This window comes from Nocardia spumae (assembly GCF_020733635.1).
Classification (GTDB): domain Bacteria; phylum Actinomycetota; class Actinomycetes; order Mycobacteriales; family Mycobacteriaceae; genus Nocardia; species Nocardia spumae.
Map to the genome: position 1 here is coordinate 2589914 of NZ_JAJFZL010000001.1, position 15855 is coordinate 2605768.

General features: G+C 67.9%; 16 protein-coding genes. 6 read left to right on the top strand and 10 right to left on the bottom strand.

All coding sequences use genetic code 11. The features are described from left to right. Nucleotides 1-40 precede the first annotated feature (40 nt). Entirely contained in the window at nucleotides 41-742 is a 702-nt protein-coding gene (locus tag LKD76_RS11300; protein ID WP_227980976.1) for a TetR/AcrR family transcriptional regulator, read from the bottom strand. 104 nt (nucleotides 743-846) lie between these two features. Between LKD76_RS11300 and LKD76_RS11305 the strand changes: the two genes are divergently transcribed. The 3 genes from LKD76_RS11305 to LKD76_RS11315 all read left to right on the top strand — a co-directional run bounded on the left by LKD76_RS11305 (nucleotide 847) and on the right by LKD76_RS11315 (nucleotide 3298). Next, complete coding sequence (locus LKD76_RS11305) at nucleotides 847-1842, top strand: phosphatase PAP2 family protein (RefSeq protein WP_227980977.1); 996 nt, start codon at nucleotides 847-849, stop codon at nucleotides 1840-1842. 141 nt (nucleotides 1843-1983) lie between these two features. Continuing rightward, nucleotides 1984-2445: a GNAT family N-acetyltransferase gene (locus tag LKD76_RS11310; RefSeq protein WP_227980978.1), complete on the top strand. Its 462-nt coding sequence runs from the start codon at nucleotides 1984-1986 to the stop codon at nucleotides 2443-2445. A 16-nt stretch (nucleotides 2446-2461) separates the two neighbouring features. Next, complete coding sequence (locus tag LKD76_RS11315) at nucleotides 2462-3298, top strand: hypothetical protein (protein ID WP_227980979.1); 837 nt, start codon at nucleotides 2462-2464, stop codon at nucleotides 3296-3298. 5 nt (nucleotides 3299-3303) lie between these two features. On the opposite strand, the gene LKD76_RS11320 is transcribed toward LKD76_RS11315, so the two are convergent. The 4 genes from LKD76_RS11320 to LKD76_RS11335 are packed head-to-tail and all read right to left on the bottom strand — an operon-like array spanning nucleotide 3304 to nucleotide 8137. Continuing rightward, nucleotides 3304-4287, bottom strand: a complete 984-nt coding sequence (locus LKD76_RS11320; protein ID WP_227980980.1) for an SCO2521 family protein — start codon at nucleotides 4285-4287, stop codon at nucleotides 3304-3306. A 2-nt stretch (nucleotides 4288-4289) separates the two neighbouring features. After that, nucleotides 4290-5318 carry an SCO2522 family protein gene (locus tag LKD76_RS11325; protein WP_227980981.1) on the bottom strand — a complete coding sequence of 343 codons (1029 nt, stop codon included), beginning with the start codon at nucleotides 5316-5318 and terminating at the stop codon, nucleotides 4290-4292. A gap of 4 nt (nucleotides 5319-5322) precedes the next feature. Further along, the gene (locus tag LKD76_RS11330) at nucleotides 5323-6231 is read right to left on the bottom strand and encodes an SCO2523 family variant P-loop protein (RefSeq protein ID WP_227980982.1); all 909 of its coding nucleotides are present in this window, start codon (nucleotides 6229-6231) and stop codon (nucleotides 5323-5325) included. A 16-nt stretch (nucleotides 6232-6247) separates the two neighbouring features. Continuing rightward, nucleotides 6248-8137: an SCO2524 family protein gene (locus tag LKD76_RS11335; RefSeq protein ID WP_227980983.1), complete on the bottom strand. Its 1890-nt coding sequence runs from the start codon at nucleotides 8135-8137 to the stop codon at nucleotides 6248-6250. 245 nt (nucleotides 8138-8382) lie between these two features. Between LKD76_RS11335 and LKD76_RS11340 the strand changes: the two genes are divergently transcribed. Beyond that, the gene (locus LKD76_RS11340; protein ID WP_227980984.1) at nucleotides 8383-8739 is read left to right on the top strand and encodes a PNPOx family protein; all 357 of its coding nucleotides are present in this window, start codon (nucleotides 8383-8385) and stop codon (nucleotides 8737-8739) included. A gap of 51 nt (nucleotides 8740-8790) precedes the next feature. On the opposite strand, the gene LKD76_RS11345 is transcribed toward LKD76_RS11340, so the two are convergent. The 3 genes from LKD76_RS11345 to LKD76_RS11355 all read right to left on the bottom strand — a co-directional run bounded on the left by LKD76_RS11345 (nucleotide 8791) and on the right by LKD76_RS11355 (nucleotide 11105). Then, nucleotides 8791-9183: a hypothetical protein gene (locus LKD76_RS11345; protein ID WP_227980985.1), complete on the bottom strand. Its 393-nt coding sequence runs from the start codon at nucleotides 9181-9183 to the stop codon at nucleotides 8791-8793. A gap of 141 nt (nucleotides 9184-9324) precedes the next feature. After that, entirely contained in the window at nucleotides 9325-10149 is an 825-nt protein-coding gene (locus LKD76_RS11350) for an SAM-dependent methyltransferase (protein ID WP_227980986.1), read from the bottom strand. Between the two features lie 44 nt (nucleotides 10150-10193). Then, nucleotides 10194-11105, bottom strand: coding sequence for a helix-turn-helix domain-containing protein (locus LKD76_RS11355; RefSeq protein ID WP_227980987.1), 912 nt, complete (start codon nucleotides 11103-11105; stop codon nucleotides 10194-10196). A 246-nt stretch (nucleotides 11106-11351) separates the two neighbouring features. Here LKD76_RS11355 and LKD76_RS11360 point away from each other — a divergent pair, with 246 nt between their 5' ends. Together LKD76_RS11360 and LKD76_RS11365 are read left to right on the top strand one after the other, a co-directional pair. After that, on the top strand, nucleotides 11352-11489 hold the full coding sequence (locus LKD76_RS11360; protein WP_227980988.1) for a hypothetical protein: 138 nt from the start codon (nucleotides 11352-11354) through the stop codon (nucleotides 11487-11489). Nucleotides 11490-11634: 145 nt separating this feature from the next. Next, on the top strand, nucleotides 11635-12039 hold the full coding sequence (locus LKD76_RS11365) for an RsbRD N-terminal domain-containing protein (RefSeq protein ID WP_227980989.1): 405 nt from the start codon (nucleotides 11635-11637) through the stop codon (nucleotides 12037-12039). A 56-nt stretch (nucleotides 12040-12095) separates the two neighbouring features. Here the strand turns inward: LKD76_RS11365 and LKD76_RS11370 are convergent, their stop codons facing one another. Continuing rightward, entirely contained in the window at nucleotides 12096-13346 is a 1251-nt protein-coding gene (locus tag LKD76_RS11370; protein ID WP_227980990.1) for a PucR family transcriptional regulator, read from the bottom strand. Nucleotides 13347-13587: 241 nt separating this feature from the next. Next, nucleotides 13588-15675, bottom strand: coding sequence for an AMP-binding protein (locus LKD76_RS11375; protein WP_227980991.1), 2088 nt, complete (start codon nucleotides 15673-15675; stop codon nucleotides 13588-13590). Between the last annotated feature and the right edge of the window lie 180 nt (nucleotides 15676-15855).

Genomic DNA, 15855 nt, shown 5'->3' on the forward strand with positions numbered 1-15855 from the left:
CGCTTCGTCCGCGGGGGGCGACGGTGCGGACCGCGCCCGGCTAGTGTTCGGCCGCCGCCGCGGCCGTGCGCAGGCCGTCGAGAATCAGATCGAGTCCGGACAGGTACTGATCCTCGCCGCTGCGATGGACCGTGATCAGCTCCGGCATCAGATCGGCGATCGTGGGATGAATCAGCGGATCCAGCATCTGCAGCCGGCTGGGTACGTTCTCGTCGCCACGTGCGGGGGCGAAGACGTGGCGCAGCGCAGCGCCGAAGGTGTACTGCAGCAGCGTCACGTATCCGCGTGCGGTCTCCATTCGTCCCAGACCGGCCGCGCGCAACTGTGACAGCACCAATTCCAGTGCGGCGGTGGCGGTGTCGGCGAAGTCGCCGTCTCCGTCCGGTTTGACCGCGAGGACGCGCAGCACGGCCGGCCGCTCCACCAGCAGTCGGTAGAGCTCGTGACAGCAGGCTCGGACCCGGTCGGACCAGTCGCCGTCGACCGTCGGCGGATGGAAGCTGCCGAGAACCTGGTCGCGAGCGGCCTGCAGCAACTCGTCCTTACTGCGGAAGTAGGTGTAGAGCGTCATGGTGCCGACGCCGAGGTCGGCGGCGAGCGCCCGCATCGAGATGTCCTCACAGTCGGTGTCGTCGAGCATGCGCAGGGCGGACTCGACGATCGCCTCGGCGCTGAGCGTGTGGCGCGGCACTCGTCGACGGCCGCCCCGGGGCGGGGTGCGTCGGGCGGGCTCAGATGTCACAGCGGCGTCTCCGGTGGGGATGGATTCCGGTCTGCCCGCCATTGTAGTATGCACGTACGACGTACCGTACGTTGTACGTCAGCGCTCACCGTGGAGGTCGGCTCGTGGCTGCAACAACCATCTCGGGTCCCGTCGCGCAGCTTCCGGCGCGAGCGCGGGGCTGGTTCCGGGAAGCGGCGCTGGTCGTCGTCGTGTATTTCGCGTACGACGGAGCCCGGCTGCTCGTAGGCAGCGGACTCGATCACGCCCGGACCGACGGCCATGGCCTCCTGCGACTGGAGAGCTGGCTGGGACTGGACCCGGAACTGTGGTTGAACCGGATCTTCTCCGGCCACGCCGGGATCGCGATACCGGCCGATTTCGCCTACGCCACGCTGCACTACGTCGTGACTCCGGCCGTACTGATCTGGATGTGGTGGTCACATCGCGAGCACTATCGCCTGGCCCGGACCCAACTCGGCATCGCGACCGTCGCGGGCCTGGTCGGTTTCGTCCTGATGCCCACCGCGCCGCCACGCCTGCTGGAATCGTCCTACGGTTTCGTCGACGTGATGGCGCTGCACTCCTCGGTGGGCTGGTGGCAGGGCGACGCCAGCACGCCGCGCGGACTGGATTCGCTTACCAACTCCTTCGCCGCGATGCCGAGCCTGCATGTCGGCTGGGCGCTGTGGTGCGGTCTGGTGCTGTACCGCTTCGGGCGCAATCCCTCGACGCGACTGATCGGGGTGGCCTATCCGATCGTGATGACCCTGGTGGTGATGGGTACGGCCAACCATTATCTGCTCGACTGTGTGGCCGGTGCCGCGTTGATCCTGGCCGCCGGATACGCGGCGGCGCCCTACCTCAGGATCTGCGACGCGGCCGCCGACGGCGCGCGGGTGTGGTGGTCGATGGTCGGGGCGGACGCGCACTGGCCGGCGTGGCGTAGCGCCGTGATCGCCGCCTTCGCTCCGGGTGCGTTGACCGGCCCGGCCGTGAGTATCGGCGCCGGTCTCGCCCCCGGACTACGCGCGCTCCCGGGTGCCGGCGGTCGCTTCGGGGCCGGTCTCGCCGTGCCGGACGAGAGGTCCGCCGGATTCCCGCAACGCCGGTCCGCCTGAGCGCATCGCGATATCGGGTGTCGTCGGTGTGGATCCGCCGACCGCCGCGTCTGTAACGATCTGTGGCTCTACACTGATCCGGTTGGTGGTGGGGGAGTTAGGCTGAAATCGGAAGGCTCATGCCCTAACGCTAGGGAGCTCATGGAGATCGCGCACGACCCGCGGCCGGAGTACCGGCAGGCACGGTTCACCGATCTGAACGACATCGCGGCCATCGAGGCCGAGGTGTTCGCCGAGCCGTACTTGTATCTCATGCTGCGCCAGTTGTTCGAACTTCACGGCACCGCGTGGCTGGTGGCCGAAATCGACGGCGCCGTCATCGGTTACGCCCTGGTGCTGGAGAAGGACGGCAAGGCGCTGTTGTTCACCTTCGCGGTGGCGCGGCGATGGCAGGGCCGCGACTACGGGCGCGCACTGCTCGAGGCCGCCCTGGCCCGCTGCCGCGATCTGGGCGCGCGGGAGATGTCGCTGACCGTGCGCCCGGACAATCTGCGAGCCGGCAATCTGTTCAAACGGGTCGGCTTCGTCTTCCGCACCCACGACGACCGATACTTCGGCCCGGGTGAGCCTCGCGATGTTTACGCCTACCCCCTGGGCAGTTGATCATTAGAATTTCCGCATGGGTGAGATATCACCGGTCGTGGCGTCGATATCGACCGGAATCGCCCGGCGCGCAGCCGGATACACCGCGGAACTGGACCGCCCCGACCGGCGCGAACGCGAGCTGATCGATTTCCTCGACGATCAGGTCGAGGCCGTACTCACCCAGCTGGAGGAGGCCGTCGCGCAACGGCCGCCGTCCCGGCAGCGTCACGGCGGCTTGATCTTTCGGCACCTCTACGCCGCCGCCCGGTCACCGGTCCCGGATGAGGAGGGCTGGCAGGTGCCCAGCGCGCTCCCGGCCGCGCTGATCGCCGCGGAGGTGGAATTCCGTGGGCCGCTGCGTTTGTCGGCGCGACGCCAGGCCCTGCTGGCGGAGGTGTACGAGCGGCTCGGCGCGCACCTGCTCGGGATCGGCCTGCCCGTGCACGCCGCCCTCGCCTACCGGCGTGCCGAGGGGCTGTACCGGATGAACGAGGACATCGGGGGCGAGGATCGGTGCGGGCTGCAGCTGGCTCGCGCCAACACCCGGGCCTTGCCTCCGGGCTGGCGGCGGTGGGCCGGTCAGCTGTCGGATGTGTTGTGCGGCCACGGATATCGGCCGTTCTGGCTGCTGGGCTGGGTGGCGGTGCAACTGGTGGTGTTCACACTGCTCGGCGTACTGGTCGCGGACCCGCGGTCGGTGGCCGAGACGGTGTACATGTGCGTGACGAGCTTTCTCAACCCGCTCGGCCCCGGCGACACCGAGGGGCTGGGCGCCGCGGCGCGGCCGATCTTCGCCGTCGAATCATGGGCGGGCACCGTCTCGATGTCGGTGTTCTTCGCGCTGCTCGTACGGAAGTGGTTCCGGGCCTGACCCGCTCACCACTCGGTATCGAAACCCTTGTTCCGCAACGCGTTCAAGGTCGCGACGGCGATCGCGTCGCGCAGGCGATCGGCCAGGGTGTTCCATTGCCGCGACATTCCCGGATCGGATTGCAGATCGCGCCACAGGGTGCGCAGCGAGGCCGGCGTGTGCGCTCCGGGCATCCACAATCCGGTGAAGTGCTCGAGGACGGGGGCCAGGATGTCGAGCCGTTCGCGGCTGCGGGAGCCGAACCGATCGGCCTGCTCGAGTGCCGCCGCGGTGGCCGTCAGCAGCCAGTCGTGCGCGGCCAGATCCTCGCAGAACCGTTGCGCCGCGGCCAGATCGTCCACCTCGCGCACGATCACCCGTACCGATCGCGTGGATTCGTCGTCGAGGCTCAGGGCCACCCGGGGACCGGCGGATCCGCCCACGCGGGCGGCCCAGCGCAGCCGGGTGCCCGCGGTGCGTACCGGCGGCTCCTGATCGAGGGCCGGGGCGGTGCGGATCCGGGCGAGCAGTCGCTCGCTGATCGAGGCCAGGTCCAGCACCTCGGTGTGTCCGGGCGCGAGTACGTCGGTGAGGTAGCCCTCGACCAGTGCCGGTGCGGCCGTGGCTCGTTCCGGCACCCGGCTGATCACCTCCGCCACCCCGGCCCGGCTCACGTAGTGCGACCAGGTCTGGCGGCGGCGCTCACGCGCCCGGACGACCCGGGTGTGGGCGGAGGACTGCAGCAGCCGGCCGCCGGCCAGTACGACATTGGTGGCGACCGTGCCGACGATGCGCGCGGTGTCGGCGGTACCCAGACGCAGATCGCAGTCGATGCCGACCGCGGTCGTCGGCGAAACGGCAAGGGTGCCCGGCCTTTCCCGCCATCGCACCGCACGACCGGGCATCAGCGCCAGCAGTTCGCCCGCCTCCGCGCGGCCCAGTGCGGTCGCCGAGGGCAGCAGGCAGGTCCGGATTTCACCGAGGGCCACCAGCGGAGTGCTCGCCACCATGGTCAGGACCCGTCGAGCAGCAGATGGGACAGACGCTCACTCACCTGGTGCGGAATCGGCACCGGTACCGCGTTGTTCGCGCCGTCGGCGATCACCTGTTCGAGAACATCGTCGTCGAGTGCCAGATGGTCGAGGATGACCCGGACCGCGTGCTCGATCCCGATATAGCGTTTCGGCAGCATCGACAGCGTCTGGTAGGCCGCGAACGGTGCGGCGTCGGGCTCGAGCTGGAGTACCGGCGCGACATCGTGCCAGCGGCGCGGCCACGGCTGTTCTCGATCCCACAGCTGTGGCTGGGCCACCGCCGCACCGTGGTACCGCAGCATGCCCAGGCGCAGCAGATGCCAGACCGCCGCCAGGAAGGGACACGACCAGCGGGTCTCGGTCACCCCGTCCACTGTCCGGGTACTCCACAGCTGGACGTCGAGGAAGATCGAATGCTCGCGGCGGCCGAACTCCTCGGGTGGCCGATAGGTGCGCGCCCGCATCGCCTGAGCCGGTTCCTCGAGCGAGGAGCGTCGGCCGTTGCACAGCCAGCCCGACTGCGCCGTGGGGGGACGGGCGCCGGTGTCGGGCGGGGCCGGTTCGGCGACGATGCGCGCGGCGACCATCTCCGCGACGGGCACGGTCTCGCCCAGCGGTACCCCGTCGGCGAAGATCGAGGTCTGCCAGCAGCCGGATTCGCGTGCCAGATAGTCGATGCGCAGCCCCGCCGCCTCGGCGGCCCCGAGGAGTTTGCCGAGGATCTGCTCCGGGTCGGTATCGGGCTGGAAGTAGTCGTCGATCAGATAGCAGGTGCTGACCCGGACGTCGTCTCCGAAGCGGATCCGGGCCGATTCCACGAAGGCCGCGACCAGCGGCACGATGCGCCGGAACTCGGCGGTCACCAGGTCGATGTCGTCGGTGATGTCGTTGAGGTGGAAATGGCCGACCTCGATCGACAGATGGGACAGGTCGATCGGCACGATCCGGGGACGTTCGCTCGCCTCGCTGTAGCCGCGGACCTCGTCCGGCCCTGATGTCTGCGCCATCGGCTCACAGCCTTTCCCAGGTGGCGGTGTCGATGAGCCGGCGTGCCAATTCGGTGTACGCGGCGGCGGTTTCGGCGTTGGCGATACGGGCGTTGACATCGCTGTCGAGGATGAGCTGCTCGCGCCATTGCAGCACCGGTTCCATCGGGGTGGCACCCAGGACCGCCGTACTGCCGAGCCGGTTCGCCGAGGCCAGCCGTTTGAGCGCGGCGTCCTGCTCCTGCAGCCAGGCCGCCTGCGCGGCACGCGATACCAGCGGGTGGGCGTCGGCGGCGGCCACCGCGGTCCGCACGTATCGGATCGACTCGGCCAGCCGTTGCGGATCGTGACCGCATTCGGCGCCCGTTTCCAGCACCCCGTGCGGCCCGTGGACGAGTCCCGACGCCGCCAGGATGTGCTGGCGGGTCCAGCGATGGAAGATCAGCCAGCGGGCGGTGCGGGCGCGCAATTGCGGCAGTGCGGTGGCCCGCAGGACGATGTCGAGGGCCACCGATCGGCCGGCGCTGAGATCGACCACCACGACGGCGAATTCCTGTTCCAGCGTCAGCAGCAGTTCCGCGCACCGGGTGACGATCGCGTCGTCGCAGGTGAGGAATTCGGCGCCGCCCTCGTCGCCGGGGAGCAACACCAATCTGCCGCTGCGCGAGGCGATCCGGCGCAATTCCACCCGATCGGTGCGGGCGCCGACATCGATGCGGGTGGCGGTTCCGGTATCGCCGAGCAGATACGAGTGCACCCCGTTGCCCGGAATACCGCGTTCGACCGTGCTGATCTCGAACAGTGCCCCGGCCGTCGGCGAGCCGAAGTCGAAATCGACGTAAGCCACATTCCGGCCGGTCGCGCACAGCCGGTAGGCGAGGTTGCAGCTGGTGACCGACCGGCCGGTGCCGCCCTTGTCCGAAGTGGAGAACACGAGCACTACGCGGCCCTCACCGTCGCGCGTCCTGGCGGGCGTAGGCCAGCTCGTCGAGCTGGATCAACGCCTGACTGGCCAGGGCGAAGGCGGTACCGGGCCGCTCGCGGAGCTGGCGGCGGGCCCGGTCCAATGATTGTTCGATGCGGGTCAGCGCGGTGAGCGTCGAGGAGCGCTCGGCCGGACCGTGGTCGTCGACCCACCGGTCCAGGCTCACCTCCAGCATTTCCTGATTCAGCAGGTGTTCGGCCTCGTTGAGCAGTTCCACCGCACGCGCGATCATCGTCGCGGGCGAGAGCGGGGGCTCCCGGAACGTGCTGTAGGCGACGACGAGACATTCCATCACCCGCTCGGTGTGGAACCACGAGGGCAGGTCCGGTGGCGCGGCGCCGGATTCGGAGTGCCCGACGACCGCGGCCGGATCGTCCCACAGGCCGGCGGCGGGACCGTCGCCGCCGATGACGCGGCGCTCGACGTGATCCATCGCCGATTCGGCCAGTTCCATCAGCTGGTCGCGAGTGGCGACATCACCCGACAGGCGCGCCGCCTGCAGACATCGCTTGAGCATCATGGTGGCGAAATCGGGTGTGCGCCAGATCAATCGGGGACCGCCGGCGACGGTCTCACTACCGGCCAGGCGCAGCGCCACCCCGGGGTGGTGCAGGGCCGCGGCGGGATCGTCGGCGGTGAGCCGGCTGATGATCCGGCCGCGCCGGGCCAGCTGGTCGAAGACCGCGACCGTCCGTGTCAGATCGTCGGTGCTCTCCCGCGCCACCAGATCCTGCAGCAGCATGGCCGCGATCGCGAGGCTGAAATAGTCCGATTCCGCGCCGTCGGAGGTGCGCCAGGGAATGTCCTCGAGCGGCCAGCGACCGGTGCCGAACCGCGCCACCGTGGACCAGTAGCGCAGGGTCAGCTCCGAACGCAGCTGTAGCGCGTCGGCGAGCTGGCGCTGGGCGTCGTCGAGCAGGTCCAGCTCTCGCGTTCGCTGGGAGGACAGGTCGGCGATGCCGTCGAGTGCGACCACGGTGAAATACAGATAGGGGCGGGCCTCGGCGCGTCCGGCGGCGTCGGCGACCCGGCGGGTGACGAAATCGATCGGCTCGGCATCGCGGAAGACGCCCCAGCTCCAGCCGCATTCGAACAACAGCAGGTCGTCGGCGAGGTCGACGCCCGGTGTCTGGGCCAGCTTCACGTCGTTGGCCGCCTGCACTCGGACGCGTTCCAGCCGTGCCGAGACCGCGGTGATCACCTCCTCCACCGGTGCGCCGGTCTGATCCAGCATGCGCAGGATGGCCTGCCCGGCGGGTGTGGTGGGCGGTGGGGTGTGAATCACGAAACTGCGCACCAGACCGGTCATCGCCGCGGTCAACCGGGCCCCGACGCCCGGCAGCAGAGCCTCGACCCGAGCGTCGAGTTCCTTTGCTTCCCTGCGCACTTCGCCGCTGACGAAGCGCTGGAAGCCGCGCAGGAAGCGCAACGAGGCGATGCACAGGCTGACCGACATCGAGTAGGAATCGACGATCTCCAGCTCACGTTGCGCATCGGTCGGCGGCTGCTCGCCCTCGGCGGCGAGGTAGCTGCCACCGGCGAAGATCGGTTCACCCGCGGCATCGGTATAGCGGTCCAGATACTGTTCGAGCAGGCCCACCAGCACGCCGCCGACCCGGGTGGGCTCGCCCAGTGGCGCCAGCACCGCACGGGTGTCGGCGGGCATATCGTTGGGCCGATCCAGCGCGAACGCCCCGATCTCGGTGGCCGGGTACAACAGGCACAGCAGTTGCTCGGCGTCGCTGATCGAATTCGACCCCTGTCTGCCGCCCCAGGTCCAGGTCCCGTCGCGATGACAACACCGCACCATCGCCTGCCACAGATCCAGCAATTGTTGCCGCGGCCGAATCCTCATATGCCCGTCCTCACAGTCACATTCGGTCCTCCCGTCGCCGAACGCCGACCTTTAGAGTGTGCCCCGACAACGTTTGGTGAGCCAAGGAAATCAGTCGAATCCGGCGGATTGCCGGAAGTCGGTGCGCGGGTGAACACCGTGGGCCGGATCCGGCCCGTCAGGGCCGCCACCGCTGGAGGCCGCCGGCGGCGATGGTCGGTAGAGTCGGCACGATCGCTGTCACGGTTGGACCCAGGAGACGTCGGATGAATGCGAAATCGGTAATCAACAGCCTCAACTCGGTGGTGGTGACGCTGACCCGGACGCCGGTTCTCGGCCCGCTGATGCGCAAGGGCTTCGTCGAGATCAGCTATGTGGGCCGGCGGTCGGGCAACAGCTTCACGACCCCGGTCAACTACCGCCGTTCGGGCGATTCGATTCTCATCGGGGTGGCGATGCCCGATCGCAAGAAGTGGTGGCGCAATTTCACCGGTGACGGCGGCCCGGTGACCCTGCATCTGCCGGGCGGGGATCGAAGCGGGCACGCGGTCGCCACGCGTGACGACCGTGGCCGGGTCACGGTCCGGGTGTCGCTGGCCGGAGCGGATCCACAGGCGAACTGATCGGCGGAGGTGGCGGTGCCCGCGTCCGCGGGCACCAGGACATGCGAACCGCTAGGCCGACATTCTGGCCGTGAGTTCGGTTGTGGGATCGGAGGATTCGGTTCTGTCGAAGATCGCCGGAGCGAATCGGTGGATGTCGAATTCGTGGGTGCGTACCCCGTGATGGAAGGCGTCGAGCTCGGCTCGGTCGAAGATCAACTCGACATCCGCTGTGGGCTGGTCGATGTCGGTCCGCAGCGCGAAGCGCCCGTCGGAACGCCGGAGCTGAGTGATCGGTAATCGATCGGTGCGCCCGGCGCGAATTCCGGTCTGATAGCTCTCGAACTGCTCATCGCGCAGCAACAGTATTTCCGTCTTCGCCAGGGTGGTGGCGGTCGTGGTCGCGCCGGTGGCGCGCTTGTCGTCCCAGACGGCGGTCCACCCGTGTTTGCGTGCGACGCGCACGCAGTTCTGATGGGGGGAACTGGCTGAGGCTTTTCGGAATTCGCCTACGGTGAAGGTCGGTGGCCGCGTCATCGGATGCCCTTTCTACGGAGTAAAGCTGCCGGCGCACCGATGCGCGGATCGCCGCGCCGACCGTGCCGGCTACGGCTTGTAGCCGACGGCCGCGAAATTACACGGCCGTGCCGGATCCCCTATGTCCACCGGTGACGCGGGCCGCCATTCGGGGGCGTGCACGATACCGGGGTCCAGGAGTTCGAGGCCGTCGTAGAAGGCGGCGAAATCGTCACGGCGGCGCAGGGTTACCGGATCGGAGGTCTGCTTGTAGAGCTCCGCCGCGGCGGCCAGGCCGTGGGCGGCCTCGGGGGCCGCCTCGTCCGGACCGGCATGGCTCATCGCTACGTAACTGCCGCGCGGCAGGCGATCGCGCAGCTGCGCCATGAGCTGATACGGGCGGTCGCTGTCGGCGACGAAGGGCCAGACATTGACCATCAGCAGTCCGAGCGGCTGGTCCAGATCGAGCAGGCGGCGGGTCTCGGAATGGTCGAAAATGTCATCGGGACATCGCAGATCGGCATCGATGACCGCGGTGACGTCGAGTACGCCGGTGCCGCGTAACAACTCGTGGGTGCGCGCCACCGCTTCGGTGTTGTTGTCGACGTAGACGACGCGGGCGCTCGGATACCGCCCCCGCGCGATGTCGTGGGTGTTGCCCGCCGCGGGCAATCCGGCGCCGATGTCCAGGAATTGCCGGATGCCGCCGGCCGCCATGAAATCCACGGCACGGCGCAGGAATTCGCGATTGTGGCGGGCCCAGGAATCGATATGGGGAAACGCTGCGAACACCCGTTCGCCGAAGACCTTGTCGACGTCGAACAGGGCCTGCCCGGACAGATAGTAGTGGTACATCCGCGCCGCCGAAGGCCGGCTGGCGTCGATGTCACGTGAGGGAAAGTCGTTGTCGCTCATAGCTGCCCGGCACTCCTTAGGCTATGCAGATTACGGACGGAGGGTCACGTCCCGGTGACGCTCTCGCGTCGGAACGAACGCGCGATCCGGTCGATGAACGCCCGTGACCGATCGGGATCCGCTGCGGCCGCGGATAATCGGTCCCACACGGTCTCGCGCGCGCGAACCGCGGGTTTGTCGTCGATATAGCGAATATCGCCCTGGCTCTCCACGATCGCCATATCCAGATCGCCGGCGGCGCCGGGGGAGGGCACCCGCACCAGAGTGAAGCGATCCTCCATCCCCGCGCCCCGGGGGGCCGAGGTGAACGGCAGCACCTGCAGGGTGATGTTGGGGCGATGGGACAGGGTGAGTAGATACTCCAGCTGTTCGGCCATGACCGAACGTCCGCCGTATTCGCGGCGCAGACACGATTCGGACAGGACGGCGTGAAATTGCGGGGCGCCGGCGCCGGTGAGGACGTCCTGACGCGCCATCCGTGCCCGCACGGAGTCCTCCACGGTGACCGCGGCGAGATCGTGGACGGCCCCGTCGGGCGCCGGTAAGGGTTCGTGCAGGGCACGGATATAGGACTCGCACTGGATCAAGCCGGGCACGATTTCGGCCTCGGTGATCCGTAGTGCGCTGGCATGTGCCTCGAGATCGACCAGCAGGCGTAACTCTTCGAGATAGGCGCGGCGGTGACCGGTATTCCAGAAGCCACGTTTGTGGTTGTCGCGGCGCAATGCCTCGAGGCTGTCGAGATAACCCGGGTCGGTGAAACCCAGTGCGACCGCGAGTCGTTCGAGGTCACCGACGGTGATCGAGCTGGCGCCGTTGATCAGCATCGCGATCCGGCTCTGGCTGGTGTCGATGATCCGGGCGGCGTCGGCCTGATTCACTCCGGCCACGCTGAGCATATGTTCGATCTCGCGCCCCAGCAGTAATTTTCGCGCGGTACGTAATCGGGCTCCCATGGATGTCAGCGTATCGGCGCGACGCGTGCCCCGGGAGGTCACGGAATCTCGGCATTGCTGGCTGATGGTCATTCGCTCGACGAAATCTCTTCCGCCCCAATCGCTTTCAATTGCGTGATTATCACGCTAGCATGTATCACGTTCAGGCTATCACGGTTTCGGCGGCAGTCGGACGCAGCGGGAGTGGCAATGGGAGACGGGTCCGTTTGGCCGATCGGGTGGCCGCACGAGGCCCCGGAGCATGCGATGTCGGTCCAGGAAGCGCATGTGGCGATGCAGCGTCATCGCGGTTGCCGTCGTGACGAATGTCCGCGTAAGCGGGTGGCGTATCTGACGCTGGTCCAGGCCGGTCGGTTGCGGCCGGATTCCGGCCGGGCGCACTGAATTCGCTCCGTATTCGGGAGATCTCACAATCGCGGGGGGTCGTGGTTCGGATGTTTGGGCCAACCCGAGCGGAGTGCTCGTAATCACCGCGTGCCGCCATTACCTTCGTCAGTGCGATGGCGATCGGGCGCACGGAAGGAGCGCGATGCCGGCCTACGACTCCTGGGATGCGGAATCCGCGGAGGGCAATGGATTCGATTCCGAAAAAACCAGGAGCGCAAAGCATTCCGATCCCGCGATAGTGATGCGGATGGGATTCGAATTGGCGCTCATTCTGCTGGGCGACGTCCCCAGCGGCGCGGCCTGCGCGCTGCGGAAATTGGAAGAGGCCGCGGCGGCCTGGGCGCGCGACGGGATTCCGATCGATGTGGTGCAGCACGCCATTCACGACGGCGTCAAACTCACATTGAATCGGATCGATCCGGCCGGTGGGACCGGGACCACCGATCCGGTGGCCGACCGCGGCTTCCTCGTCGACATGCTCGATGTGTTGACCTGCACCGTCTCCCGGGCCTACGTCGACGCCATCCGCGATAGTCCGGCCCGCTGACACCGGCAGCGGGGGCAGCGGCCGAGAGTGCGGCGAAACATCTCACCGGCGCGGATTCAGTTGGTGGTGTAGGTGCGTGCGACGAGGGCGGAGCGGAGGTACCAGAGTCCGCTGGCTTGGGTGGGGTCGAAGCCGGTGAGTTGGGCGATGCGTTTGAGTCGGTAGTCGACGGTGTTGGTGTGGACGTGGAGGAGTCGGGCGGTGCGTTGTCGGTTGAGGTTGTTGGCGATGTGGGTTTGGAGGGTGGTGAGGAGTTCGGGGTGGTGGTCGAGGGGGTTGAGGAGGGTGCCGAGGTGGTCGCGTCCGGGGCCGGGGCGGGTGAGTTGGTATTCGAGGGCGAGGTCGTCGAATCGGTAGAGGCCGGGGATGGATTCGAGGCGGGTGACCATGTCGAGGAGTTGGTGGGTTTGGTCGGTGGCGGTGGGGATGTCGGTGGTGGTGGTGGTTGTGGTGGTGGCGGTGATGGGGACGCGGGCGGCGTGGGAGAGGTGGGTGATGAGGGGGTCGAGGTCGGTGGGTGTGGTGTGGGTGGTGGGGATGAGCAGGGTGCCGCCGTCGGTGGACAGGAGGGAGAGTGTGGTGGTGTGGGTGGTGGTGGCGAGGGCGGCTTGGATGCGTCGGAGTTTGCGGCGGGCGATGATGGTGGGGTCGAGGTGGGGGTTGTGTTGGTCGGGGTGTGGGGGGATGTGGAGGGCGAGGATGTGGTAGTTGTCGGCGATTTCGATGCCGCATTCGCGGGCCATGGTGCTGGTGGGGTGGCCGCCGAGGAGTGCTGAGGTGAGGGTGTGGACGGCGTTGTGGTGTTCGGAGACGACGGCGCGGAGTTCGCGGACGTAGGCGTGGGAGACGGCGGTGGTCATGGTGTCGAGGATTTCGACGAGGAGTTTGGCGCCTTGGAGGAGGTTGGTGTAGTCGGTGTGGGTGAGGGTGAGTGTGGGTTCGGTGCTCGCGCTGGTGGTGCTGCCGGTATTGCTGGTGTTTTTGGTGGTGGCGTTGGTGACGACGAGGTCGAAGCCGATTTTGAAGCCTTCGTGGATGGCGTGGTGGATGGTGTCGATGGGGACGCCTTCGCGGGCCCAGGCGGCGGCGGCGTCTTTGAGGCGTTCGGTTTTTTCGGGGATGTCGCGGCCGTCGAGGAGGCTGATGGCGAGTTCGAGGCAGGTGCGGGTGATGGTGGTGATGTCGCCGTGGATGGCGTCGCCGGGCAGGGTGCCGCAGGGTGCGACGTTTTCGACGAAGTGGCCGACCATGTGCCGGGACAGGGACCATACATCCCTCAACGGCGACGACAATGGCTGACCGGACATGGTCAGACTCGGGCGTGGCGCGGCGGCAGTGGATGGCGGAGCGTCGACAGCTCCCGGTGTGGCGGCAGAACCCGGCGTGGCGGCAGAACCCGGCGTGGCAACAGACATTGGCGAATACTTCCTTCCCCCCGCCCGTTTACTGCACTGCCTTTATAACGTAACCGTAACGAGAACCTGGTGCCTGTGTTTCGCCGATCCTCGTGACAACGCGTATCACGATCGGCCCTCGACTGGTGAGCCGTCACAACCCGGTCGCCGGCCGGGACGGACCGGCCAGTTCGGCGGGTCCGCCGATGAGTAATCGCTTCAGCACCTTGCCGGTCTCCCCGCGCGGCAGCGCGGACAGGAAGGTGACATCGCGCGGCACCGAGAAGCGGCTGAGCCGGTTCCGGACGTAGGTGCGGATCATGTCCGGGTCCAGACCCGAACCCTCCCGCTTGACGATGAACGCCGCCAAGCGCTGCCCGAATTCGCGGTCCGGTACGCCCACCACGGCCACATCGGTGATCTGCGGCAGATGGGACAGCGCTTCCTCCACCGGCCGCGGGAAGACGTTCTCACCCCCGGAGATGATCATCTCGTCGTCACGGCCGGCGATGAACAGGCGGCCGTCGGCGTTCAGGTACCCCAGATCCCCGGTATCGAGCATGCCGTCGGTCTCGTCCGGTGGCGCCGAGTTGACGTAGCCGTCGAACAGCATGTGATTGCGGACGTAGATACGTCCGGTCGCACCGATCGGCACCGGCGTCCGATCCGGCCCCAGCACCGCGATCCTGGTGCCGAGGGGCGGACGCCCGGCGGTGGTCGGTGCGGTCCGCAGATCCTCGGGAGTGGCGATGGTCGCCCAGGAGACCTCGGTCGATCCGTAGACGTTGTAGAGCACATCGCCGTAGCAGTCGGCGAAGCGCAGTACCGTCGCCCCGGCCAGCGGGGCGCCGCAGCTGGCCACCACCCGTAGGTGCGAGGTGTCGTAGCGGGCCCGCACTGGGGTCGGCAGATCCAGGATCCGCTGCACCATCGTCGGCACCAGGATCAGCGTGCCGATCCGATGCTCGGCGACGCGCTCGAGGGTGTCTCGGGCATCGAACTGCGCCGGCAGGACGACGGTGGCCCGCAGCGCCGTACTCAGCTGCAGTGCGGCCAGGCCCCAGGTGTGGAACAGCGGCGCCGGAATGAGCATGGTGTCGTTCATGCGCAACGGAATGCGCGACAGCAACGCGGCGACGGTGGCGAAACCCTTCGCGTGCGGACGCCGGGCGCCCTTCGGGGTGCCGCTGGTGCCCGAGGTCAGCACGATCAGCCGTCCCGGTCGCGCGGGCTTGTCGAAGCCGTCGGCGCCTCGATCGAGCAGATCCTCGATCGTGGTGCGGCCGGGGGCACCCGCGTCGGTGGCGATGCGCGCGATATCGGCGTGCAGATAGTGGATCAGTGATTCCAGCGCGGCGTCGACGAATACGTGCGCCAGCCGATGCCGCTGGACGATCTCCTCGATCCGCCGTGCCGAGAGCCCGGCGTTCAGCAAGATCGTGTCCACCCCGAGTTTGCCGGCCGCGACCATGGTTTCGACCATGCCGGCGTGATTGTGCGCGAGCAATCCGATCGCGTCACCACTGCGCAGGCCCAGGGTGGCCATCCCGGCGGCGAGTGCGGTACTGCGCCGGTCGATCTCGGCGAAGGTGCGGCTGCGTTCGTCGTCGACGATGGCGATCCGGTCGGGGGAATGCGCGGCCGCCGCGGCGTAACCGCCGGCCAGATTGAATCCCCACCGGGCCAGCCCGCGCAGCTGTCCGACGCTGCGATCCGGTCGCGCGGTGTGTACGACGCCGGTGCCGAGAATGCGCCGGGCTACTTCCGCGCGCCGCCGCAGCGGAGCGTTCTCCCCGTTGACGATCACCGAAGTCGGTGCGGCCATGGTCAATTCGCGCAGACGCCGCAGGCCGGCGTCGAGCCAGGCCACTACCTCAGCGGTGGGCGTGGCGCTCGCGACCGGATGCACCCGCCCCGCGGCGAAGCAGGTGATCACGACACGGGTGCCGCCCTCGATATCGCGCAGCCGCACGGAGGCGAAACTGCCCGTGGCCGCGCAGTACAGTTCGAAACTCTCCCCGGGCCGGCCGAGGCGCACCGTCAGTGACAACGTCCGGATCTCGGTGTCGACGGTGCCGATTCGTAGTTGCCACAGTGGTGCGCCGGCGATCGTCTCGAGCCGGTCGCAGGCGCCGATTCCGGTGAAGATGCGCGGATACAGCTGCGGGTCGATCAGCAGCTCCCATACGGTGCTGCGTGCGACCGGCAGCTCGACTGCGGTGTCGAAAACCTCGGTAGTCACCTTCATTACACTTCTCGCGGGCCGGTTCTTCGAGCACACCCGGCGGGAACTCCTTTGTAACCGGGATTGATTTCGCGCAGAAGGTGCCTTGTGACAATTCCCGGAGCGAGGCGCGAACCCGTTGTGAGTTGACCGGTCTCCCTCGGCCGCGTGACGTGTGTCGCAGGCCCGGACCGGAAC

Excerpts from the sequence above, each read along its gene's own strand:
- LKD76_RS11320 (WP_227980980.1), bottom strand. The coding sequence starts at position 4,287 with ATGGTGGCGAGCACTCCGCTGGTGGCCCTCGGTGAAATCCGGACCTGC.
- LKD76_RS11355 (WP_227980987.1), bottom strand. The coding sequence starts at position 11,105 with ATGGGAGCCCGATTACGTACCGCGCGAAAATTACTGCTGGGGCGCGAG.
- LKD76_RS11360 (WP_227980988.1), top strand. The coding sequence starts at position 11,352 with ATGTCGGTCCAGGAAGCGCATGTGGCGATGCAGCGTCATCGCGGTTGC.
- LKD76_RS11370 (WP_227980990.1), bottom strand. The coding sequence starts at position 13,346 with ATGTCCGGTCAGCCATTGTCGTCGCCGTTGAGGGATGTATGGTCCCTG.
- LKD76_RS11315 (WP_227980979.1), top strand. The coding sequence starts at position 2,462 with ATGGGTGAGATATCACCGGTCGTGGCGTCGATATCGACCGGAATCGCC.
- LKD76_RS11310 (WP_227980978.1), top strand. The coding sequence starts at position 1,984 with ATGGAGATCGCGCACGACCCGCGGCCGGAGTACCGGCAGGCACGGTTC.
- LKD76_RS11365 (WP_227980989.1), top strand. The coding sequence starts at position 11,635 with ATGCCGGCCTACGACTCCTGGGATGCGGAATCCGCGGAGGGCAATGGA.
- LKD76_RS11335 (WP_227980983.1), bottom strand. The coding sequence starts at position 8,137 with ATGAGGATTCGGCCGCGGCAACAATTGCTGGATCTGTGGCAGGCGATG.
- LKD76_RS11340 (WP_227980984.1), top strand. The coding sequence starts at position 8,383 with ATGAATGCGAAATCGGTAATCAACAGCCTCAACTCGGTGGTGGTGACG.
- LKD76_RS11325 (WP_227980981.1), bottom strand. The coding sequence starts at position 5,318 with ATGGCGCAGACATCAGGGCCGGACGAGGTCCGCGGCTACAGCGAGGCG.
- LKD76_RS11350 (WP_227980986.1), bottom strand. The coding sequence starts at position 10,149 with ATGAGCGACAACGACTTTCCCTCACGTGACATCGACGCCAGCCGGCCT.